We start from the raw sequence: 22,970 nt of genomic DNA, 5'->3' as shown, positions 1-22,970 counted from the left end.
GCCGCCGCTCGGCCCGTACAACGAGGAACCGCTGCCGCCGACCGGCGCGAAGCCGTGTCCGATCTGCGGGCATCCCATGGAGGAGCATCGCGTCGAGCGCAGTGGGACCGGGGACGGCCGCACCGCCACGCGGCTGCACTGCCCTGCGGGTCGCGCCGCTCCGTAAAACCGGGTCGCGCGGCTCCGTAAAACTGGGTCGCGCGGCTCCGTAAAACTGGGTCGCGCCGACCGCTAGCCGGGCAGGCTCCCAGCGCCGAGAACGCCGCTACTCCGGCAGCAGCAGCCGCCCGAGCTCCTCGGGCGTCTCGACCACCGCCACCGCGCCTTCCTGCTCCGCCTCCGACCCGTAGCCCCAAGTGACAAAGATCGCGGGAATCCCGTTGAGGGCCGCGCCCTCCATGTCGTGCACGCGGTCACCGATCAGCACCGGGTTCGACATGTCGGCACCCATGCGGTCGAGGCGCAGCAGGGCTTCCGCGACGACATCCTGCTTCGAACTGCGCACTTCGTCGTCCGAGGCACCGGTGATGATGTCGAAGCAGTTGGCCAGCGCGAAGTGCTCGAGCATGAGGGTTGCGGGGGTCTCCGGCTTGGAGGTCGCGAGGGACATCGGCAGCGGGCTGTCGCCGAGACGCTTGAGCAGCTGCGGCAGCCCGGGGTAGACCGTGCTGTCGTAGGCGCCGTCATTGAGGTACTTCTCGCGGTAGATCTCGAGCGCGCGCTGGGCGGTTTCGAGGTCCATCCCGGCGTAGTCGCGGAACGAGTCCATGATCGGCGGCCCGACGTAGCGCAGCAGCTCGGACTGGGGCTGCGCCGGCAGGCCCAGGCGCTCGAAGGTATACGACAGGGTCGAGGTGATTCCCGGGGCGGAATCCATGATGGTTCCGTCGAGATCGAAGAGGATGGCGCTGTATCCGTGGCTCACCCGCCCAGCCTAGGTGCTGCGCATGGCCCGTGAGGGGGATGCTGCGCTCGCGACACCGCGGCCCGGGCGAGAAGCGCGGCCCTAGAACAGGCGCGAGTGGCTGTCGTCCATGCCGCGCATCGCGTCGTAGTCGAGGAGCACGCAGCGGATCCCGCGGTCTTCGGCGAGGGTGCGCGCCTGCGGCTTGATCTCCTGCGCGGCGAACACTCCCGCAACCGGCGCCAGGTGGGGATCGCGGTTCATCAGCTCGAGGTAGCGAGTGAGCTGCTCGACGCCGTCGATGTCGCCGCGTCGCTTGATCTCGACCGCGATGCTTCGCCCCGAGACATCCTTCGCCAAAATATCGACGGGACCGATCGCGGTCATGTACTCCCGGCGCACAAAGGTGAAACCGTCGCCGAGGAGCTCGATCTGTTCGGCGAGAAGCTTCTGCAGGTGCGCCTCGGTGCCGTCCTTGCTGAGGCCCGGGTCGAAGCCGAGCTCGTGCGAGGAGTCATGGAGGATCTCGTGGATCGAGATCATGAGCAGGTCGGCGGTCTTCGCCTGCGCGACCCGCCAGACCTCGGACACCCCCGCCTTGGCCTGGTCGGCGTCGGGCTCGATGACCGCGACCGTGCACGGCGGGCTCATCCAGTTCAACGGTTTATAAGAGAGCGAATCGGAGTGCACCAGCACACTGCCGTCGCCCTTCACCAGCAGAAGTCGGGTGGCCAGGGGCAGATGAGCGCTGAGTCGGCCCGCGTAATCGACGGAACAGCGGGCTATAACAAGTCGCACCCGTCGAGTTTAGTCTGCAGGGGGATGTGCGAGATGACTTCGAACAGCCCGACCGGGACAGCTCGACCGGGGCACTCCGATCAGCGGCGGGCGATCAGGCGCGTGGCGAGGCGACGGGTCAGCGTGGAGAACGGCGGCCGGATCACGCGCAAGGTGTCGAGGAACATGGGTTTGTCGAGCACCGACTTCTCGTGGCTGAACGTACGCACGGAGTATTCGCCGTGGTACGCGCCGGTTCCGCTCGCGCCGACCCCGCCGAACGGCAACGCTGGTGCGCTGAGCTGCAGCAGCGGAGTGCCGAAGCTGACACCACCGGATGACGTTTCGGCCAGCAATTTTCTTTTGGTGCGGGATGACGCGGTGAAGGCGTACAGCGCTAAGGGCTTGTCGCGCGCGGTGATAAAGGCGATGGCCGCGTCGAGCGACGGCACGGTGATGATCGGCAAGATCGGACCAAAAATCTCCTCGGTCATCACGGCGCTGTCGGGACTCACGTCGGCGAGCACCGTGGGAGCGATGTACCGGGTATGGGAGTCGGTGACGCCGCCCGTCACCACGCGTCCGTCGCCCAGAAGGGCGTTGAGGCGCGAGAACTGCTTGTCATTGATGATGCGCCCGTAGTCGGGGTTGTTTCGCGGGTCAGGTCCGTAGAGCGTGCCCACGGCGTCGGCGAGGGCTCGCTCGAGTGCGGGAGCGGCCTCCGGTGTGGTCAGCACATAATCCGGCGCCACGCAGGTCTGCCCGGCATTGATGAACTTTGCCCACGCGAGGCGAGTGGCAACCGCGGTTACGTCGATCGTGCCGTCGACCCAGGCCGGTGACTTCCCGCCGAGCTCGAGCGTTACCGGGGTGAGGTGCTTCGCCGCCGCAGCCATCACGATACGCCCGACCGCGCCGCTGCCGGTGTAAAAGATGTGATCGAAGCGCTCCTCGAGCAGTTCGGTGGTTTCGGGTACGCCACCTTGCACGATCGCCACTGCTCGCGTATCGAGGTAGAGCGGGATCAGGCGTGCCAACGTGGCCGCGACCGCGGGCGCGAGTTCACTTGGCTTGAGTACGACGGCGTTTCCGGCCGCGAGGGCCCCAACGAGGGGTGCCAGCAGCAGTTGTACCGGGTAGTTCCAGGGCGCCATAACCAGCACCACGCCGAGCGGCTCCCGCACGATGCGCCCGAAGGCGGGGGCGAGAACGATGGGGATGGGAACGCGACGCGGAGACGTCCACCGCCGCAGGTGGGAAAGAGTGTGGTCGATATCGCGCACAACAAAGCCGATTTCGGTCAGCTGGGATTCAACCCGGCTTTTTCCGAGGTCACTAGCGAGGGCGTCTTCGAGTTCGGACCCGTGGTCACGGAGGAGGCGGCGCAGGCTTTCCAGCTCGCGGCGGCGCCAGGCGAGGGGGCGGGTGACGCCGCGATCGAAGCTGCCCCGCAGGCGCGGCAGCAGCTGCGCGGGCTCGGCGGGATCTGCATATTCGGCGGGCTCCACAGAAACTTCGGCGTCGGTCACAGGAAGCTCATTCTCGTCATCACCCGATCATATACGAAACAAGTTGGTTTCGTTTCGTAAATGATACGGTGGTCTTATGTATTCACAGACCACCACCCCAGAGGGGGAGAGCAGCCGCTCCGACCTACGGATCGTCCTCGACGAACTCGCCCGCACGATCGCCGCGGACCCGAGCGGCAGTACTTTTACTTCGGGCAGCACCTTCACTCTCACGGAGACGCTGCAGCACGCCGCGCAAAGCATCGAGTATTCGCTGAGCGGGTATCCCGTTCTCAAGCCTGTGGGTTTCCGGAAGACCATCGGCCGGGCGGTGAAGCACCTGTTTTTGCGCCGAGGCGCAATGAAACACAATCTCGCGGCTCCGGTCGATGGAGCTCCGGAGCTTGATCCTGCCCTGGCCGTGTCCGCAGCGCTGGATCGGTTGAACACTGCCGCCGCCGCGCTCCTCGCGCACACCGGCCCGCTGCAAGCGCATCCCACGTATGGCGTGTGCACGCCACAGCAGGGCGCGCGGCTGCAGGCGATGCACCTGCGCGAGCACCTTCCCGCTCTCGGGGTGGTAGGCGCAAAACCTGAAACGGCCGACCGATGAGTGCACTGGGCCCCGACACCGACACCGACACCGACACCGACAGCGCGCTCGCGGCATCCGCGACAAACTCTGTACCCGTGACGAATTCCGCACCCGCGACGAACGTAGCCGCGGCAGACACACCACAGGGCCGGCCGCGCGACTCCCGTCTCGATGCCGCGCTGCTCGAAGCGACCGTGCTCCTCATCGAAGAAAAGGGATACGCAGCTCTGACAACTGCCGCGGTCGCCCAGCGTGCCGGTGTGTCGACGGCGTCGCTGTATCGTCGGTGGGCGTCCAAAGAAGAACTTGTCGCCACCGCGGCCGCAGCGCTGATCGCCGACTTCGCCGTCGACCACAGCACGGGGACACTCGATGGCGACCTGACGGCGCTATTGGAAACGAAGGTCGCGCTTCTGCGCGGTCGCACGGGTAGTGTGTTGCGGTCCCTGTCTGGGCGCGCCACCCACGATCCCGAACTCGCGACCATAATCGAGCGCGACGTTTACGGGCTGGCCCGCGATCACGTCGCCGCGATCCTTGAGCGTGCCGCTGCGCGCGGGGAGGTCACCGAGCGAGTCAGCACCCCGGTGGCCGCTGATCTTGTGATGGGGATGGTTATTGTTCCGCTCTTTCTGGCGGCCGACGGACCGGACGCAGTCGCGGCCATCAATATTCAGCAGCGCGTCGCGGTGCTGCGTCGCGCTCTCGGCGCGTAGTCGCTGTCAGTCGCTGTGAGCGACGACGGAACTGTCCCCTCTCACCAGCAGAAGTCGCGCAGCTATGGGCGGTCACGCCCGTCGGCCACCCCACCCGATTGCGCACGAAGCGGTGTCCGCGTACCGTCACACCATGGTCGACAGCGATCCACGACGAGTGGTCACGGTTCCCGACGTGGTGGGGATGCCCTTCCACATCGGTCGAGACGTGGCGGCGGACGTCCACGTGGCGCTGGCGAACCCCGATCCTGACGGGCCCCCGATCGCGTCGCTGGCCTGGCCTGGTCTGTACTACATCGTGCGACAGGACCCCGCTCCGGGCACGTCACTCCACGAGTGGGACTCGGTACGGGTCGATGTTGTCAAGTACGGCGATTAGAACGCAACTGAGCGCGCCTGGAAACGAGAACGACCGTCTCACGGTAAGCGCGGATGGCGGATGTCGGATGGCGGATGTCGGGTGCCGCGGTGTCGGGGCGTCAGGCCACAGGACCGCGGGACCCAGCCGGTCGCGGCTCGGCCGGTTTCGTCTCGGTGGCCCGCGGCTCCCGCGCCGCATACGACACGATCCCGCTGACGGCCACCAGTACCAGCACCACGAGCAGCGAGTTCAGGATTCCCACCTGCTCCGCGAGGAAGCCGATGAGCGGCGGGCCGACCAGAAACGCGAAGTAGCCGATCGTGGCGACCGCGCTCACCCGGGCGGCCGCGGTGCGGGGGTCGTCGGCGGCGGCGGACATCCCCACGGGGAACCCCAGTGCGGAGCCGAGGCCCCAGAGCACCGAACCGACGATCGCGACGCCCGGGGTGGGGCCGAAGATCACGATGAGCAGTCCCACGGCGGCCAGCGCGGCAGACCCGCGCAGCACGGGAACCCGCCCAAACCGGTCGAGCAGGCGCACCCCGAGCAGGCGCCCGACCGTCATCGCCGTCACAAAAACCCCGAACACGACCGCGCCCGTCGCGTTGGAGACGCCGTGACCGTCGACCATCGCGAGGCCCAGCCAGTCGTTCGCGGAACCCTCGGCGAAGGCCATCCCCAGGATGATCAGCCCGATCAGGATGGTGCGGGGGTCCCGCCAGATGCTCAGCCGCCCGCGCCAGGTCTTGGAATGGTCGTCGACCGGGATCGGCTCTTCGCCGTCGGCAACCAGGTGCTCGCTGCGGAGCGAGCGCACGGCCACCAAAACCGCCACGACGATCAGCACCGAGATCGCGATCATGTGCACCGCGATGGGCAGGTCGAGAAACTCGGCGAGGGCGCCGAGGGCCGCGCCGACGATCGTGCCGAAGCTGAAGAAGGCGTGGAAGATCGGCATCGTCGCGCGGCCGAGCAGGCGCTCGTTGGCCGCGCCCGACACGTTCATCGCGACATCCGTCATGCCGGTGCAGATGCCAAAAAGCGCGAGCCCGGCAAAGATCACCGCAAAGCTCGGCCCGAAGGTGGCGCCGAGGCCCGCGACACTCAGCCCGATGCCCGCGCCAAGGAGCAGCCAGGTCATGGTGGTGCGCGTTCCGAACCGGGCGATCACGTGGCTGGAGGCGAGCAGCCCGACGATCGATCCGGCCGCGATGCCGAAGATGAGCACACCCATTTGCTCGAGCGACACCCCGAGGGCGTCGCGCACCGCGGGAACCCGGGCCACCCAGCTGGCCAGTCCGAGGCCGCAAAGGGCGAAGATCACAAACAGGGCGTTGCGCCAGGCGATCACGGCGGCGCGGTCGAGTGGCTCGGACGGTGCGGCGGACGCGGACGACTGTGCCATGAAAATCCTTGTCTGTGACGCGGAGGGCGGGCCGAGCGGCATCCACCTCACGCCTTCTTCTTTCAAGCTTAGAGGGGGCGGATGTCGCGGGCTCAGGCCCCGGTCACAATCCACGTGTCGCCCCGCGCGCGAAGACCGAGGGTGAGGCCGCGCGCGCCGATGTACCCGATGCCGAACGCCAGCCAGAGCCAGGGCAACCCCGCGCCCAGCGAGGACACCGTCCACAGCATCGGAAGGTAGATCGCCAGCGCGACGAGCCCGGCCACCGCGAGGTAGCGGGCGTCGCCGGCGCCGATGAGCACCCCGTCGAGCACAAAAACGAACCCGGCCAGGGGGATGCCGAGCGCCATGACGAGCACGGTGGGCGTCAGCTGCGCGGTGACCTCGGGGTCGCCGGTGAAGACCGGTCCGAGTAGCCAGGCCAGCGGAACCAGAACCACCCCGATCGCCGCCCCCAGCACGATGCCGAGCTCGACGAGCCTGCGGGTAATCGCCTTCACCCGCTGCTCCTGCGAGGCGCCGAGACCGTGCCCGATCATGGACTGCCCGGCGATGGCAAGGGCGTCAAGCATAAACGCGATGGTCGAAAAGATCGTCAGGGCGATCTGCAGGGCGGCGAGCGACGACACCCCGAGAGAGGTGCCCACCACGACGGTCGACAGCATGGCCGCGCGCAGACTCGCGGTGCGTACGAGCAGCCAGCCGCCGGATGCCGCGGCGCCCGTCACCCCACGGAGCCCGGGTGACAGCGACGCACCGGTGGCCCGCGCCGCGCGGATCGCCATAACGACGTACACCGCCGCCATCGACCACTGGGCGACGACCGTTCCCGCGGCGGACCCGGCGATTCCCCAGCCGAACCCGTAGATGAACACCGCGTTCAGTGCGGCGTTCGCGGCGAAGCCGGCCACCGCGATCACCAGGGGAGTGCGGGTGTCCTGGAGACCGCGCAGCAAGCCGGTGGCGGCGATGACGAGCAGCATTCCCGGCATCCCCCACAAAGAAATGGAGAGGTAGGTGGTACCGGCGGCGGTGACCTCGGGGGTAGAACCGAACGCGGCCACGAGCGGCCCGGCCAGCGGCAGGCCCACCACGAGCAGCAGCACACCGAGCAGCAGGGCGAGCCACATGCCATCGATTCCCGCCCGGATCGCGCCGGCGCGATTGCCCGAACCTAGCGCGCGGGCGACGGCGGGTGTGGTGGCGTAGGCCAGAAAGATCAGCAGCCCGACGACGGTCTGCAGCACCGTGCTGGCGATGCCCAGGCCGCCGAGCGCGTCGGCGCCGAGGTGGCCCACCAGCGCGGTGTCGGTGAGCAGAAACAGCGGTTCAGCGACGAGAGCGCCGAGCGCTGGCACCGCGAGCCGCGCGATGTCGCGGTCGAGCGGGGAACGGCGGGGCAAGACCCGGTGCATGAGCGACACGATGAGGGAACTCTATCGAAGACGTCCTTCGTCTGTCGGTGGTCGTCTGTCGGTGGTCGGGTGTTCGGTGGTCGGGTGTTGCGCGAACCCGCGCAACCGGGCTGCGCACAGAGCGCGCTGCATATAGTGGGGAACATGAGCGATTCGACACCCCTTTCCTCCGGCATTCACATCGACGAACTCGACCCGGCGGTTCGCCCGCAGGATGACCTGTTCCGGCACGTGAACGGCAAGTGGATCGAGCGCGCGGAGATTCCGTCGGACAAGGCGCGCTACGGCTCGTTCTATCTGCTGGCCGAGGAGGCCGAGCGCAACGTGCGCGCCATCATCGAAGAGGCGCAGGACGCTGAGCCCGGAACCGAGGCTCGCAAGATCGGTGACCTGTACTCCAGCTACATGGACGAGGCGCGCATCGAGGAGCTCGGCGCCGCGCCACTGCAGCCCCTCCTCGCCGAGGTTGCTGCGGTCGACTCCATCGCGTCGCTGCTGCAGACGCTCGGACGATTCGAGCGCGGCGGCACGAGCGGATTCTTCCAGCTCTTCGTCGACAACGACCCGGGGAACCCCGAGCGGTACCTTGTGTTCCTCGAGCAGGCCGGGCTGGGCCTGCCCGACGAGTCGTACTACCGCGAAGAGAAGTTTGCCGACATCCGTGCCTCCTACGTCAAGTACCTCGAGAAGATCCTGACCCTGGCCGGGCTCAGCGACGCGGGCGCGCGCGCCGGGCGCATCTTCGCGCTCGAGAGCGAGCTCGCCTCCCACCACTGGGACAACGTTCGCACCCGCGACAGCGAGGCCAGCTACAACCTGAAGAGCTGGGTCGAACTGGCCGAACTCGCCGGAAAGGTCGACCTCGACACCTGGCTGACCGCGATAGACGTGCCGGCGAACTCGCTCGACGAGGTCGTCGTGCGTCAGCCCAGCTTCGTCACCGCGCTGGAGTCTGTGCTGCAGGAGTCGCGCCTGGAGTCCTGGCGGGACTGGCTGTCCTGGCAGGTCATCCGGTCCAACGCCTCGTATCTCAGCACCGAATTTGTCGAGGCGAACTTCGACTTCTACGGCCGCACTCTCAGCGGCACGCCCGAGTTGCGCGCACGCTGGAAGCGTGGCGTCTCGTTGGTCGAAGGGTCGCTCGGCGAGGCGGTCGGTCGCGTGTACGTCGAGCGCCACTTCCGCCCGGAGGCAAAGTCGGAGATGGACGAGCTCGTGGGCAACCTCATCGAGGCCTACCGCCAGAGCATCACCACCCTCGACTGGATGACGCCCGCGACGCGGGACCGCGCCATTGAGAAGCTCGACAAGTTCACGCCGAAGATCGGGTACCCGGTCAAATGGCGCGACTACAGCTCGCTGGAGATCGTGCCCGGCGACCTGCTCGCCAACGCCCGCGCCACGAACGAGTTCGACTTCCAGCGCGAGCTCGGCAAGATCGGCAAGCCGCTCGACCGCGACGAGTGGTTCATGACCCCGCAGACGATCAACGCGTACTACAACCCGGGCTTCAACGAGATTGTCTTTCCTGCGGCGATTCTGCAGTTCCCCTTCTTCGATGAGACCCGGGACGCGGCATCCAACTATGGAGCCATCGGCGCCGTTATCGGCCACGAGATCGGCCACGGCTTCGACGACCAGGGCGCCAAGTATGACGGGGATGGCCGCCTCCTCGACTGGTGGTCAGCAGAGGACAAGGCGGCGTTCGAGACGCGCACCGCATCCCTGATCGAGCAGTACAACGCCCTGGCGCCGCGCCAGGTTCCCGAGCACCACGTCAATGGGGCGCTCACAATCGGTGAGAACATCGGCGACCTCGGCGGCCTCGCGATCGCGTGGAAGGCCTACACGATCTTCCTCGACGGTGCCGAGTCGCCGGTCATCGACGGCCTGACCGGCGCGCAGCGGTTCTTCCTCTCCTGGGCGCAGGCCTGGCAGCTCAAGGCGCGCGATGCGGAGGTCGTTCGGCTGCTGTCGATTGACCCCCACTCGCCGAACGAGTTTCGGTGCAACCAGATCGTGCGCAACATCGATGACTTCTATGCTGCGTTCGGGGTGACCGAGTCCGACGCGCTGTGGCTCGACCCGGAGGAGCGCGTCACTATCTGGTGACCGCTCGCGGCGGCCGTGCGGTTCGCGCGGGGCAGCCGTGCGGCTCGCTCCGGGCTTGCCCCGGGTTCGCCGCGTCCGCCGGGACCGCTCCCACAAGGGGCTTGCCCCCCAAAGTGAGGGCATGTTAGCTTGACCGCGCACCTGGGATGTGAGTGACCCGAACACTCGTCCGACCCGACAGTGTGCGCGCGAAAGGGTGATGCCCGGCTTTGCCGTTGTGGACCCGTCGCGCCCCGAGGACGCCTCCGCAACGATCCGTCAGACCTCCTATCCAAGAGTGTCCTGTCGACGGTTTTTGTGAATCCTTTGTCAGACGCCGCCCAGGCGGCGTACTCCGGCGAGCCCCGAAGCCGTCGGATTTCGCATACCCGAGGAGAACCCGTCCCATGAAAAAGATAATTGCCGGTCTGACGACCGCGCTGCTGGCCTCCGGGTTCGCAGTCGCGGCCGGCATCGCGCCCGCCAGCGCGCAGACCCCCTCTGTCAGCGGCACTGCCGCGTGTCAGGTTGATGGCACCTACACGGTCACCTGGAACTACGTCGTCTCCAATGTGCCCGACGGCGTCACCGCGACCGCGTCCGTCGCGGCGTCGAGCCCCGCCGGAACCGTCAGCGGTGGCGGAACCACCACCACCGGCTCCACCTTCACCCAGTCCGGAGTGCCGGGCACCGCGCCCTCGGCTTCGGTGACGATCAGCACGCTCTGGAGCGACGGGCTAGCCGAGTCGACACCGGCATCGGTGCCGCTGGCCGACGGGTGTGCAGTGGTTCCCGCTCCGGTTCCCGCTCCGGTGGCTGAGCCCGTGGCTGAGCCGGTTGCTCCCCCTGCGCCTGCCGCGCCGGATGCTGCGGCTCCGGTCCTGGAAGCTCCCGCTGTTGTCACTCCGGCGGACCCCGCGGACCCGGAGGCCCCCGCGAGTTCGGATGCCCCCGCTGCGCCAGCTGCGCCCACCGTCGTGGCGCCGGCTGACCCCGCGACCGATTTGACGACGGCTCCCGTTACCGGGCCCGCCGCCGAAACCGCCGACGAGGCATCCACCGAGTCCGACGCACCACGGAACATCGAAGATGACGGTGCCGACGCCGGGGACAGCGCCGAGGGTGGCCCCGAGTGCATCTCGGACGACGACATCAGCTACGTCTACGACCGCGAAACCAACAGTGGAGCGGTGACCGTCGGTACGAGCGCCGAGGCTCGCGGTTCCTGGTCGTCCGGCGAGCTGTGTGAGCCGCTGTACATCACGGCCACCAGCTGGACGTTTATGGCGAACGACGACATCTGGCCGGTCGCGCTCGACGTCGAAAACCCGCTCGAGGTGATCACCGAGGCGGGCGTCTACGAGTTCGGCGCTCCCGTGGCCTGCGGCAAGGGCATCATCTACGCGTCGCACGAGCCGATCGTGATCACGGAGGAGGTGCTGGAGGGCGTGGAAACTCCGCAGCCCACCTGGCTGGACAAGCTCATTCCGGGATTCGAACCCAGCTACACGTACAACGACGAATACTGTGATGTGGACATCGACCTCGTGGCCGCACTCGCGATTCCGCAGTTCTGCGACCCGGAGGACCCGACCACCCCGTTGGACGGCTCGCTGGTGTTCCTGCTCAACGAAAAGGTGACCTACGCCGTTGACGGTGTCGACGTCACCGAGGAGATCCTCGCGGTCGAGCCCGGCACCTACACCGTGACCGTGACGGCGAACCCCGGATACACCTACCTCGGCGAGACGGAGTGGGAGTTGGTCGTGGAGGCCGCGGAGTGCGACCTTCCCGTGTTCGCGGTCTGGGATGCCAATGCCAGTGCCGTGAGCGAGCAGTGCCCGCCCTCGAGCACCACGCCGACCAGCGGGTACATCACCGTGGTGTTCCCCGAGGGTGCCGAGGATGCGGTGCAGTACTTCCTCGGCGACACCGAGCTGACCTTCTCTCGCACCGAGGTCGAGCCCGGCACCTACACCGTGACGGCTGTGCCGCGGTCTCCCGAGGACGCCATCCTCGGGGATGCCTCGTGGACCCTCACAGTGGGTGACGCGGAATGTGCGCGTCCGCTCGCGCTCGCCGCAACCGGAACCGACGCGGCATCGGGCTTCGGCCTCGGTGCCGGCCTGCTCCTGCTCGGCGGCACCCTGACGCTGATGCGCCGCCGCCGTACCCAGCAGTAGGCGCACGCAGCAGCAGCGTCAGCAGCAGCAGCGTCAAGCGTCAATCAGCGACTGCGCCCATCACTGGCCGCCCCTACCAAAAGCCCGTATCCATCACACGCCGCACCTAGCAACGGCCGAACTGATGACGCACGGAGCAAGCGGTGGGCGTGGCGAGTGGTGGGCGTAGTACGCAACAAATAGATAGGTAGCGGGATGCCTCGTCCGGCCGATTCGGTTGGACAAGACATCCCGCTTCGCTGTATCGCTTCGCCGTTCAGCAGTCGAGGGCCGTCCTCGCCGACAGGACTGCAGTAGTGGGTCAGGCTCACCGACAGGACAGGAATCGTGGGTCAGGCTCACCGACAGGACAGGAGTCGATCCGGGCCCTAGCCGACAGGACTGCAATCGACGAAATTTCGCGAAATCCGGCCCAGAACTGCCCAGTCGATGCGGCCGAGAGAGCCCTAGGTGGGGTCGAACGTCGGCAACTGTCCGCTCGGCCTGGTTGGGCGGCGAGTCTGGACGAGGTCGCAAGTAGGCTGCCGAAAACTGCCGGGCAACCGAAGGTTTGGTGCCGCGAGCCGTGCTGCCGTCGGCCAGGATCCTCGGCGTGGCTGGCAGTTAGGCGCTGGCGCGGGGCGCGTCGAGATCGCCGACCGCGCCGGACGCCCGCAGCTCGACCGCATCTGACGCGCGCAGCTCGACCGCGTCCGCCGCGCGCAGTTCGACGGCGCCGGCCGCACGCACGTTGTACAGCGCGTCGAGTCCGTCGACGAAGTCGTTGGCGCGGCCTTCCTTGGCCAGTTCGCGCGCACGAGCCGAAGGCCCGTGCAGGAAAACGCCCGCGAGGTGGCGGAGGGCAGCTTCGGTCTCGTCGCCGGCACCGCGCGAGCGTGCCCGAACGATCTCCGCGTCGAGGATGTCGAAGATGTGCGACCGCAGCGCGACGATAGCGGGCTCCACGCTGTGGTCGGCGGTGAACCCGGCGGCGGCTTCGCCGACGAGGGCGCGAGCGTCGGCCGCGGCGGTGAGGTCTTCGATAGGCGCGTGCAGGCTGATCGTCTCGAGGTCGAGCAGCTCGATGCCGGGCAGGGTCGCGACGGCGGGATCGACGTTGCGGGGCAGACCGAGGTCGATGATCAGGCGGCGGCTGGAGTTCGGGATGGCCTTCGGCTCGATCGCGAGGTAGGCGGTGCAGGTGATGACGATGTCGCTGGCGCCGATGGCATCGGGCAGCGAGGTGCTGGCGACCAGGCCGTACTTCGTTGCGAACGCCGCGGCGCGGCCGGAGGGCGAGAACACCGTGAGGTTTTCCACACCGCGGTCGCGCAGTGCGGTGACGGTGGTGGCGGCGTATTGGCCGGTTCCGACGATGAGCACGCGGGCCTCGGCCCAATCGGTGACGCGGCTCGACGCGAGCTCGAGGCCGAGGCGCACCAGGGAACGGCCGGCCCCGCCGAGTGCGGTGCGTGACTTCACCCCGCGGCTGGTCTGGGTGGCCTTCTGGAACAGACGCTCGAGCGCCGAAGACGTGGTGCCGACCTCGCGGGCGCGCTGCAGCGCACGTCGCACCTGGCCGGAAATCTCATCCTCGCCGACGACGACGGATTCGAGGCCGCTCGAGACTGAGAACAGGTGCTGGGCGACCGCGTCGCCGTGCAGGATCGTGACGGCATCGCGGAGGGCGGCAGGATCGGTTCCGCTGGCAAGGCTCATGGCTTCCACCGCGCGGTCGGTCGCGGCCGTTCCGTCGGCGTCGGGAACGTCGAGGTAGGCCTCGAACCGGTTGCAGGTGGCGAGCACCACGGCACCGCTCACCAGTTCGCTGCCCTCAACCAGACCTTTGGCCGCGTCGGGCGCGCCGAAAGACAGCTTCTCAAGCAAATCGAAGCTGGTATTTCGGTGGTTGGCAGTCAGACACAGGAGCACTCTCTAATGTTAACCGTGTGCCACTGCCTATGAATCATCCGCTCGTTGACGGCCGAACCACCAATTCCGCGCTCATCCGCGCCTATCGGGGCGACCGGCCGGAGCAACTCCCGGTCTGGTTCATGCGCCAGGCCGGCCGATCCCTGCCGGAATACCGGGATTTGCGCGTCGGAACGGCCATGCTCGACGCCTGCCTCACCCCCGAGCTGGCGAGCGAGATCACGCTGCAACCGGTTCGCCGGCACGGTGTGGACGCCGCGATCTTCTTCAGCGACATCGTAATTCCCGTGAAACTCGCAGGTGTCAGCGTCGAGATCGTCCCCGGGCGCGGGCCGGTCCTCGAACATCCCATTCGGACGGCGGCGGATGTCGCGGCGCTTCGACCGCTGGAGCCCGACGCCCTCGCCCCCATCATCGAGGGTGTGCAACGCACCGTCGCTGAGCTCGGGTCTACTCCCCTGATCGGTTTCGCTGGCGCTCCCTTTACCCTCGCGTCCTACCTCGTCGAAGGCGGACCGTCGAAGGACCAGCTGCGCGCCCGCACGCTCATGTACTCCGATCCGCAGACCTGGGCGGTGCTGCTCAACTGGTGCGCGGATGTCACCGGAGCGTTCCTCCGCGCCCAGATTGACGCGGGCGCCTCGGCGGCGCAACTCTTTGACTCCTGGGTGGGCTCGCTGAGCGAGGTCAACTATCTCAAGCGCGTGGCGCCACACTCCAAGCGGGCCCTCTCGGCGCTGCGCGGTGTCGACGTGCCCAAGGTGCACTTCGGAGTCGGGTCGGGTGAGGTGCTGCACGCGATGCACGGCATCGGCGCCGACGTGATGGGCGTCGACTGGCGCATTCCGCTGGACGAGGCCAACCGCCGCCTGGGCGGGGGAGTGCCACTGCAGGGCAACATCGACCCCGCGCTACTGTCTGCTCCGTGGAAGGTGCTCGAAGCGCACGTGCGGGACGTGGTCGATCGTGGCCGCGATGCCCCGGCTCACGTCGTGAACCTCGGCCACGGGGTTCCGCCGGAGACCGACCCGGCCGTGCTCACCCGCATCGTCGAGCTCGTGCACAGCATCCGCTGACCGTGTCTGACTTTGTGGTGGTCGGCGGGGGTGTGGGCGGCCTCGTGGTCGCCCGGCGGCTCGCTCTCGGTGGCGCCAGCGTCACGCTCGTGGAGGCGTCGGACCACCTCGGGGGAACGGTAGCCCGGCACCACCTCGGCGGACTCGACCTCGACGCGGGCGCGGAAAGCTTCGCGGTGCGCGGCGGAACCGTCGCGGCGCTGCTTACCCAGATCGGGCTCGGCGCCGACATCGTGGCGCCCAATCCGGAGGGCGCGTGGCTGCAGCCGAGCACGGGTCACGCCGTGCCGCTGCCCAAGCTCAGCCTGCTGGGAATCCCCGGGGATCCCCGTGCGCCCGACGTGGTCGCGGTCATTGGTGAAGATGGCGCACTCCTTGCGGAGGGCGACGCCCTGCTGCCCGCTGACTATGCCTCGGATGCCACGTCGCTTGGCGACCTCGTGGAACGGAGGATGGGCACCGCGGTTCTCGACAACCTCGTCGCGCCCATCGTGCGCGGGGTGCACTCGATCGATCCGAAAGAGCTGGACATCGACCGTGTGGCCCCGGGGCTGCGCGAGGCGATGCGTCGCACCGGGTCACTGGCCAGCGCGGTACTCGAGCTGCGCGGGTCCGCCCGGGCGGGATCGTCGGTCGCGGGGATCCGCGGCGGGCTGTTTCGGCTCGTGGACGCGCTGGTGGGGGAGCTCGATCGATTGGCCGTCGACATCCGCCTCAACACCCGGGTTATCGCGGTCGAAGCCGGGGCCGTCTCGATTGTTCAGGGCCGCATTGCCGGGCGCGTGGTGGTGGCGGCGCCCGGCCTGCTCGGCACCCCGATCGAGGACGGCCACCGTGCCGTGCTCGCCACCTTGGTGCTCGATGCTCCGGAGCTGGCTGCCGCCCCGCGCGGAACCGGTGTTCTCGTCGCCGCGGGCGCTTCGGGCGTGACCGCACGCGCCGCAACCCACTCGACGGCGAAGTGGCCGTGGCTGGCGGAGGCTGCTGCCGGCCGGGAGGTGGTGCGGCTGTCTTACGGAGCTGAGCTGCCGAACCACGCCGAGCTGGCACGCGCCGACGCTGCCGCACTATTCGGGGTACCGCTCGACCCGCACAGTGTGATTGATTTTGATCTGGTGCAGTGGCGTCGGCCCACGCGCCAGGCACATACGCCGACGGGCATATCCCTCGTGGGGGAAACCGCCTCGGGCACAGGCCTGGCCGCGGTAATTGGCCAAGCTGAAGCGGAGGCACACTCACTCCTTCGAGACTTTCCCCAGTAGGCGGGACTACTGTTGGAACACCATTGACGAATAAACAGGACGGAGAACACCATGAAAGGAAAGATCCTTTTGGTGGTCGGAGTAGGCGTCGGCTATGTGCTGGGAGCCAAGGCCGGACGCGAGCGCTACGAATCGATCAAGCGCCTCACGGATAAGTTCTGGCACAGCAAGAGTGTGCAGAAGCAGGTCCACACCGCAGAAGACTTCGTCAAGGACCAGACGAAGAAGGTCGTGTCCCAGGTGACTGGTGCGTCCAAGTCCCCGCAGCGCAAGAGCTCGACGGCCCGTCCGGCGCCGCGAAACCCCTCGGCTGCGGGATACGCCGCCACGGAGAAGTAGGCGATGGTCGAATCGCCGCCCGTAAAAAGGCGATCACTTTTCCAGCTCGTCGCGGACGTACCCACCCTCGTCCGTGAGCTGGTTATGGGGGAGATTGAACTCCTCAAGACCGAAGTAATCAACAAACTCAAGATCGCCGGCGTTGGCGTTGGACTCATCCTCGGCGCCGTGATCGTGTTGTTCTTCTTTATCGGCGTGTTGCTCACCGCTGCGGTCCTCGGCCTCGCCGTCGTGATGCCGCCGTGGCTTGCCGCGCTCGTCGTCGCCTTTGTGCTGCTGATAGCGGTCGCGATCCTCGCCTGGATCGGCTACCGTGAGCTCAAAAAGGCGATGCCTCCGTTGCCGGAGCTCACCATCAAAAACCTCAAGCGCGACATCAACGCCGTCAAAGGCGTGGGAAAGCGACAGAACCCATGAGTACAAATGACCTCCAGGCACAGGTCGCGGCGACCCGTGCCGACCTGGAAAACACCCTCGACGCGATCGAGGACAAGTTGAACGTTCCGAAGCAGCTCGGCAAGCTGGGCAAGAAGGCGGAGGACTCCTACGAGGAGAACCCCGTGCCCTGGATCATCGGCGCGACCGCGGTAGCGATCTCGGTCGTCGGTGTGGTCGCCTGGGCCCTGTTCAGCGACGACTAAGCGTCAACCTCGGCCGGCAGGCGACGCCATAAGGCGACGTCGGCAGGCGTGGCCGAGCAACGACCAGTAACAGCAAGCACCACCAGTAACGACAGACTGCGCCTGCCTCCCACCTGAGTGGAGTGGCGGGCGCAGTCTGTCGTTATGGTGGTGCCGCTAGACCGTCTTAGGGACGGGACGTGCGGCGCCGGGCGCCCACGAGAACCGCCGCACCGAGTGCCAGCAGCAGCGCCCCAAGCCCAAGCGCGAGTGTCGCTTCTGTGCCCGTCGAAGCCAGGGCGTTGTTCGCCGAGTTGGGGGATGTCGCGGCCGGGGCGACCGCCGCGGGTGCAATGACCAGTCCATCCCAACCGATGAGCGAACCGTCCAGTTTCTGAACCACAACGCGCGTGGTTCCGAGCCTGGCGTCTGCGGGGATGGTGATGACCGCGAACCCTGACGCATCGACGGTGAACGTGCCGAGACGGTTGCCACTGAGCCAGATGGTGACGGTCTCTCCGCCGTGGCCGGGAACGCTGATTCGGACGACCTCACCCGGTGCCGCGCTCATCGGTGCGTCGACGCCGTTGCGCGTCGCGTCGGTGAGCTCGCTGTCGGGGACGGGTGAGCTGGGGGTGCCCGGTGTTTCGGGTGTCGGCTCAGCCGGGGTCTCCGGATCGGTTGGCGTTCCTGGGTCGGTGGGCTCCTCCGGATCCGTCGGGTCGGTCGGATCCGTCGGGTCAACCGGCACCACGGGCGCGGCAACAACGCTCAGGGTGCGAACGGCCGAGTAGTCGACAGCTCCATACGGGTCGGTGGACACGACATACCAACCGTGTTCCCCGACCGGCAGGTCGGCCCAATCCGCAGTCACCATCGTTCCACTCACGACGTCGGTGAAGGCTTCGATCTCGGTGCTGGTGAGGATGTCGGCGGTGAATGAATCCGTTGACAGGGACTTCGTCATCGGGGTGAGTCCGAAGGCCGCGTACGGAACCACAAATTCCTGATGGACGGGCTCAAGCGACGGGTCGTCTGAGTTGAAGTCGTCGAGGTAAGGCGAGTAGGTCCGAACGGTGAACTGCTGCAGAGCATTGTCGAAGTGGAGCAGCCTGAGGTAAGCGAGGCCACCTTCGGGGAGACCCTGGTAGTCAAACAGCATCGAGTAGACGGTGCGATCGGGCAGGCCGTCGCCGGTGTCGTCGAACGAGTCGGTGCGTGTGTAGGCGTCGTGATAGTGGCCGGAGAACACCGTGATGACGTTGGCGTTCGGTGCAACCACCTCGTCCATGATCTGTTGCGGAATCGGGCCGAGGCCACCTGTGGTCAGCATGAACTCATGCAGGTTGATCATGACCTTGCGTTCCGGGTAGGCGCGGATCACCTCGTTCATCCAGGCAATGGCATCGTCAGTCGGTGCCCAGCCCATGTACAACATCACGAAGTCCATCCCACCGGCGGTGATCAGGTCGTAGTGACCGCGATTGTCCTGGAAGTCCCCACCGAACCACTCGTTGGAGTTGTAGCGCTCGGTACCGAAGTACGTGCTGAACTCGGTGAAGTCGGACTCCTGCTGGCCCACATCGTGGTTACCCGCGAGCACGCCGTAGGGGAGCTTCGCGTCGTCGAGCATGGTGTACGCCGATGTCGCATTCAGCCACTGCTGTTCGACGCTGGAGTCGTCCACCACATCGCCGGTGTGGAACATGTACTGGAGATTCAATTCCTCGCGCTGGTCGAGAACAAAGTCATGAATTTCCAGCTGGTGCTCGTAGTACTGCGCGTTGTAGTACTGCGTGTCGGTTTCCCAGGCGAAGGTGAAGTCGTAGTCCGCACGGGCGGTTGCCGCGGCGTTGTAGGGGGTGACTTCGGTGGTGCGGTCAGAGAGGTCTTCGCCCGCAAACCCTTCCGAGTGCTGGATCAACACCGTCAGCACCCCATCGGTCACGTGGCTGGCCGCGGGAACCAAGGCGTCCAGCGTGAAGTCGGTGGCCGCTCCGTCCGTTGTGACGTAGCGATCGACCTCCTCCCAGGCCCCGGTCGTGGAGTTGAGTACGTACATCAGCACCTTGGCGTTGGCGTTAGCCGAGCCGGCCCAGGCCAGTCTCGCCTGGAAGGCAGGATCCGCGTTTGCCGGCACGGTGACGTCAAACATCTCGTACGGGAAGGCCGAGTCTGACGTCGTGGTTGTTGCCAGCCCGTTGGTGCCGGTCATCGCCTCCAGGTCGTCGCCACTCAGCAGCACTCGCGTCGAGCGATCCGTTCCGTCGGCAACCCGTGTTTCTCCCGAGTAGCTCGCGACGCCCGTGTCTGTTGGAGTGAGCGAGAACCCCTCGTTGAAGCTGACGTCGAGCGCATCGCCGTTGGGGTCAGTGACCTCGGCGGAGAGTTCAACATCTCCCTCCTCAACGATCGCGCCGTCGACGGGAGAGATCAGCTCGGTGTTCGGCTGCTCGTCCGGGGTGGTGAAGGTGACCACCGTTGTGGCGGTGTTTCCGAGCGTGTCCGTTGCGATCACGCTGAGCTCGTGGCTTCCGGAGGCAAGCGAGACGGACGAGGTCAGGTACGGCAGTTCGACCGCCCAGCCGTCGAGAGTGGCCAGCACCTCGGCGACGCCCGCGCCGGTGTCCACGGCGCTCGCGTCGATGGTGAACGGTCCGCGGTACTCCGTGCCGTCGTCGACTGAGGTGGTGACCACCGGGGCCGAGTTGTCGACGACCACGGTGCGCGTCAGCACCTCGTCGACACCGTCGGATGTCGCGGTGGCGGTGATCGTGTGGGCACCGTCCACGGCATCCGTGGTGTCCCAGGTCGTCGAGATTGCGGAGAACGCGTCGTTCGGAATGGTGAAGTGGGCGTCGTAGAAGTCGAGCGTGCCGGCGCTGTCACCCATCTTCAGTACGGCATCGGGGTCGGTGTACCCGGTCGGACGGAGAGTGCGTCCGTCCGGCAGCACCAGGCGAAGGTTCTTTATTGTGAAGTCGTCGTTGTTCTCGTTGAGGTCGATTTCGGGAGCCGCCTTGGTCCCCGCCCACACGCTGACGACGAGTTCCTCGCCCTGCGTGATGTACGACAGCGGCACGGCGGTCGTGATCGGCTCATACCCCTCGAAGATGCCGTCCTGGAAGATCGTGAGCACGTCTTCGCCGATACGCACTCCGTTGCGGAAGAAGGTGTTCACCCCGCCGGCGTCGAAGACGAAGTAGGGCGTGTTCTCCAGCGCGAGTGTGGTGTCGCGCTGCTCACCGTCGATGGTCAGATCGAGGGACTCCGGCAGGTTGTTTCCGGCCGCCGAGACGTCGACGACGCCGTTCACCAGCTGACCCTCGGTGACGTTCAACCGCACCGGGGAGGTATCAACGCCCATCAGGGTGAGGCGGCGTACCTCGGTGCTGATTACTCGCGTGCCGTCGGATGCGGTGACGTAGTACTCGTACCAGCGCTTACCGGTCAGATCTGCCGCAACGATCGTGTGGCTGTATCCGTCTGATCCGTCGGTGGCGAGATTGATCGCCTCGTAGTCCGAGTCGGAACTGTTGCGTAGATGGAGCGTCAGTGTCTTCACCTGAGCGTTGTCGGTGGCGTTGATGGCGAACGAGAAGTCGACGGTGGGGTCGATTTCGGCCGCGGTGGAATCGGTGATCACCGGGTCGACTCCGTCCGTGGGCACGATCATCAGGCCGCTGGCAACCTGGTCGGCGGTGACGGAGCCGGGCGAGGCGGCGGACTGACGCAGCAAGTTCTGCTTGGTCTGGTCTGCGGTGGAGTACGCGTACTGAATGCCCTGGTTCGCATTGACATCGTCGACGCCGTTGAGGTTGTAGTACGCACGGTTGAGGCTGAACCCGGTGTTGGTTTCGATTTCGATTCCCCGGGCGCTGCCATTGGCCATTCCCGCGGAGAAGATCTCGATCAGGTCAACCCCAGCAACCAACGTGCTTCCGAATTGCGCGTTGAAGTTCGCTGCGGTGAGCGCATCGTTCTGGCCGTTTTTGATCCACAGCACCAGTGTTTTGCCCGGCGCAATCGTGACATCGCGCGGTGTGCTCGGCCAGGGGGCAGTCTGGCTGTTCGTCAGGTCCGCCAGTGGGTAGAGGTACTTCAGGGTGTAGTCCGAGAAATCAATTGAGGCGGATGTCGCGTTGTAGAGCTCGACAAACTCGTAGCCGTCTGCGGATCCCACGTTGGTGCTGTCGGGGAGAAGCTCGGTTATCTGCAGGGGCGAGGTGACGAGGGTGGGGTCCGGCAGCGGCACGGGAGAGGCGGTGGGTTCCGGCGTCGGCGTCGCGGTGGGGGTCGGCGTTGCCGTCGGGGTAGGCGTTGCGGTGGGTTCCGGCGTCGCCGTCGGGATCGGCGTTGCGGTGGGCTCAGCCGTCGGCGCGGCGGTGGGGGTGGGCTGCGGGCCGACACCGATGACCGCAGGAACGTCGATCGTGCCCGGGGTGGGCGCCGCGAGGGTGGAGAACACCGTCATGCTCTTCGTGGCCGAATCGGCAGGGAAGGCGAAGTTGGCGGTCGTACCGACCGAAACGGAGCCGGTCGGATAGTACGACCATCCGATTGCGGAATTGGTCTGGTCGATCAGGCGGATTCCGCGGTTTCCCGAGTTGGCCAGGCCCGCCTGTCCTGTTGCCCGAATGACCTGGTACTCACCGGCGGCGGGGAACTGCGCCCGGAAATCTGCCACGGTGAACGCCTGGGTGTCCACTGTCGTCGTTTCGTAATCGACCCAGAAAACGGCTGTTTCCCCGGCGGCGATCGAGGTGCCCGCGGGCACGGTGAGGGGAACATCGCGGGCGCGGTCGTCGGAATCGACGTAGGTGTAGGCGAGGCTGACTCCGCCGGCGCCGATTGCTACCGGTGCTGTCGAGGCGTTGTAAATCTCGACAAACTCGAAGTTGTCGTAACCGGTGCTGTCCGCAAGGATCTCCGTGACAATGAGTGACCGCGATCCGACCGGCGTGACGGGCGGCGCGGGTGTGGTGGTCGGCTCCGGGGTAGGAGTAGGAGTCGGGCTGGGGGCGGCCGTTTCGGTCGGCGTCGGCGTCGGAACGGACGGTTGCACGGCGAAGGCCGCGGGGTCAACAATTCCGGGCGTGGGAACCTGCAGTGTTCCGCGAACGGCCAGACTGACCGAATCCGAGGCCGCGGGGGTTTGGAACGTCACGCTGGTATCTGCGCCGACGGACCCGGCGGGGTAGAACGCCCAGCTGACTGATGCGCCCGCTGCGTCGAGTACGCGGATGCCGCGGCCGCCGCCGTTGGCCAGCCCGCCCTGTCCGGAGACCCGAATAACCCGGTGGGAGTCCGTCGAGCCGAAGTGCGCCAGGAAGTCCTCGACGGTGAACGCGGACGTGTCTACCGTAGTGGTCTTGTAGTCGACCCAGAATGTCACTGTTTCGCCAGCGGCGATGCTCGTTCCCGCGGGTACCGTGAGAGGAACATCTCGAGCGCGATCATCCGAGTCCGCGTAGATGTAGCTGAAGCTCACTCCAGCTGCTCCCGTGACGATCGCGGAGTCGGTGGTGTTGAGAACTTCGAAGTACTCGAAGTTGTCGTACCCGACGTTGTCGGCAACGATTTCGCTGACGACCAGCGCCGGAACCGCGGTGACTCCGGGCGCAGGCGCAGCAAGGGGCGCGCCCGCGGCTATCTGTGTCGTCGTCGCCGGCGTCGTTGCCGCGAAGGCCGAACCGGCCGGGATGGTCCCGAGTGCGACGGTGGCTGCGGCGACGAGTGCGACGAGGCGGACGGCGACGGTGCGGGAGGGCAGCAGCGATGAGGGGGGAAGCAGCATGGAGGACATG

General features: G+C 66.8%; 17 protein-coding genes. 10 read left to right on the top strand and 7 right to left on the bottom strand.

Annotated elements, in window-relative coordinates:
- Positions 1 to 265 precede the first annotated feature (265 nt).
- The 3 genes from B0I08_RS10190 to B0I08_RS10180 form a co-directional block, all read right to left on the bottom strand.
- Positions 266 to 925: an HAD hydrolase-like protein gene (locus tag B0I08_RS10190; RefSeq protein WP_106212481.1), complete on the bottom strand. Its 660-nt coding sequence runs from the start codon at positions 923 to 925 to the stop codon at positions 266 to 268.
- An 81-nt stretch (positions 926 to 1,006) separates the two neighbouring features.
- A complete protein-coding gene (gene nucS, locus B0I08_RS10185) occupies positions 1,007 to 1,702 on the bottom strand; it encodes an endonuclease NucS (RefSeq protein WP_106212479.1) in 696 nt (231 codons plus the stop codon).
- 80 nt (positions 1,703 to 1,782) lie between these two features.
- The gene (locus B0I08_RS10180; RefSeq protein WP_106212477.1) at positions 1,783 to 3,210 is read right to left on the bottom strand and encodes an aldehyde dehydrogenase family protein; all 1,428 of its coding nucleotides are present in this window, start codon (positions 3,208 to 3,210) and stop codon (positions 1,783 to 1,785) included.
- 76 nt (positions 3,211 to 3,286) lie between these two features.
- Between B0I08_RS10180 and B0I08_RS10175 the strand changes: the two genes are divergently transcribed.
- The 3 genes from B0I08_RS10175 (at position 3,287) to B0I08_RS10165 (ending at position 4,879) form a co-directional block, all read left to right on the top strand.
- A complete protein-coding gene (locus B0I08_RS10175; RefSeq protein WP_106212475.1) occupies positions 3,287 to 3,802 on the top strand; it encodes a DUF1569 domain-containing protein in 516 nt (171 codons plus the stop codon).
- Positions 3,799 to 4,500: a TetR/AcrR family transcriptional regulator gene (locus B0I08_RS10170; protein ID WP_106212473.1), complete on the top strand. Its 702-nt coding sequence runs from the start codon at positions 3,799 to 3,801 to the stop codon at positions 4,498 to 4,500. The genes B0I08_RS10175 and B0I08_RS10170 overlap by 4 nt, the downstream gene beginning before the upstream one ends.
- A 133-nt stretch (positions 4,501 to 4,633) precedes the next feature.
- Entirely contained in the window at positions 4,634 to 4,879 is a 246-nt protein-coding gene (locus B0I08_RS10165) for a PASTA domain-containing protein (RefSeq protein ID WP_146134383.1), read from the top strand.
- A gap of 100 nt (positions 4,880 to 4,979) precedes the next feature.
- Here B0I08_RS10165 and B0I08_RS10160 read toward each other — a convergent pair whose 3' ends face one another.
- Together B0I08_RS10160 and B0I08_RS10155 are read right to left on the bottom strand one after the other, a co-directional pair.
- Positions 4,980 to 6,266 carry an MFS transporter gene (locus B0I08_RS10160; RefSeq protein ID WP_106212469.1) on the bottom strand — a complete coding sequence of 429 codons (1,287 nt, stop codon included), beginning with the start codon at positions 6,264 to 6,266 and terminating at the stop codon, positions 4,980 to 4,982.
- A 92-nt stretch (positions 6,267 to 6,358) separates the two neighbouring features.
- Positions 6,359 to 7,681, bottom strand: a complete 1,323-nt coding sequence (locus tag B0I08_RS10155; RefSeq protein WP_106212467.1) for an MATE family efflux transporter — start codon at positions 7,679 to 7,681, stop codon at positions 6,359 to 6,361.
- 144 nt (positions 7,682 to 7,825) lie between these two features.
- On the opposite strand from B0I08_RS10155, the gene B0I08_RS10150 reads away from it, so the two are divergent.
- On the top strand, positions 7,826 to 9,793 hold the full coding sequence (locus tag B0I08_RS10150; RefSeq protein WP_106212465.1) for a M13 family metallopeptidase: 1,968 nt from the start codon (positions 7,826 to 7,828) through the stop codon (positions 9,791 to 9,793).
- 386 nt (positions 9,794 to 10,179) lie between these two features.
- Complete coding sequence (locus B0I08_RS10145; RefSeq protein ID WP_106212463.1) at positions 10,180 to 11,955, top strand: hypothetical protein; 1,776 nt, start codon at positions 10,180 to 10,182, stop codon at positions 11,953 to 11,955.
- A 603-nt stretch (positions 11,956 to 12,558) separates the two neighbouring features.
- On the opposite strand, the gene B0I08_RS10140 is transcribed toward B0I08_RS10145, so the two are convergent.
- Complete coding sequence (locus tag B0I08_RS10140; RefSeq protein WP_106212461.1) at positions 12,559 to 13,866, bottom strand: glutamyl-tRNA reductase; 1,308 nt, start codon at positions 13,864 to 13,866, stop codon at positions 12,559 to 12,561.
- A 29-nt stretch (positions 13,867 to 13,895) separates the two neighbouring features.
- Here B0I08_RS10140 and hemE point away from each other — a divergent pair, with 29 nt between their 5' ends.
- Genes hemE through B0I08_RS10115 form a run of 5 tightly spaced genes read left to right on the top strand, consistent with a single transcriptional unit; the run spans position 13,896 to position 17,184 of the window.
- The gene (hemE, locus tag B0I08_RS10135; protein WP_181243393.1) at positions 13,896 to 14,942 is read left to right on the top strand and encodes a uroporphyrinogen decarboxylase; all 1,047 of its coding nucleotides are present in this window, start codon (positions 13,896 to 13,898) and stop codon (positions 14,940 to 14,942) included.
- Between the two features lie 2 nt (positions 14,943 to 14,944).
- Complete coding sequence (locus B0I08_RS10130; RefSeq protein ID WP_106212457.1) at positions 14,945 to 16,204, top strand: protoporphyrinogen/coproporphyrinogen oxidase; 1,260 nt, start codon at positions 14,945 to 14,947, stop codon at positions 16,202 to 16,204.
- A gap of 51 nt (positions 16,205 to 16,255) precedes the next feature.
- Positions 16,256 to 16,543, top strand: a complete 288-nt coding sequence (locus B0I08_RS10125) for a hypothetical protein (RefSeq protein WP_106212455.1) — start codon at positions 16,256 to 16,258, stop codon at positions 16,541 to 16,543.
- A gap of 3 nt (positions 16,544 to 16,546) precedes the next feature.
- The gene (locus B0I08_RS10120) at positions 16,547 to 16,960 is read left to right on the top strand and encodes a phage holin family protein (protein WP_106212453.1); all 414 of its coding nucleotides are present in this window, start codon (positions 16,547 to 16,549) and stop codon (positions 16,958 to 16,960) included.
- On the top strand, positions 16,957 to 17,184 hold the full coding sequence (locus B0I08_RS10115) for a DUF3618 domain-containing protein (RefSeq protein ID WP_106212451.1): 228 nt from the start codon (positions 16,957 to 16,959) through the stop codon (positions 17,182 to 17,184). Before B0I08_RS10120 ends, B0I08_RS10115 begins: the two co-directional genes overlap by 4 nt.
- 166 nt (positions 17,185 to 17,350) lie before the next feature.
- Here the strand turns inward: B0I08_RS10115 and B0I08_RS10110 are convergent, their stop codons facing one another.
- The gene (locus B0I08_RS10110) at positions 17,351 to 22,960 is read right to left on the bottom strand and encodes a lamin tail domain-containing protein (protein ID WP_146134382.1); all 5,610 of its coding nucleotides are present in this window, start codon (positions 22,958 to 22,960) and stop codon (positions 17,351 to 17,353) included.
- Positions 22,961 to 22,970: the final 10 nt, after the last annotated feature.

It is taken from the genome of Glaciihabitans tibetensis, from assembly GCF_003003265.1.
GTDB classification, from domain to species: domain Bacteria; phylum Actinomycetota; class Actinomycetes; order Actinomycetales; family Microbacteriaceae; genus Glaciihabitans; species Glaciihabitans tibetensis.
Note: the sequence above shows the minus strand (reverse complement) of the source record. Positions and strands in the feature narration are given on the sequence as shown.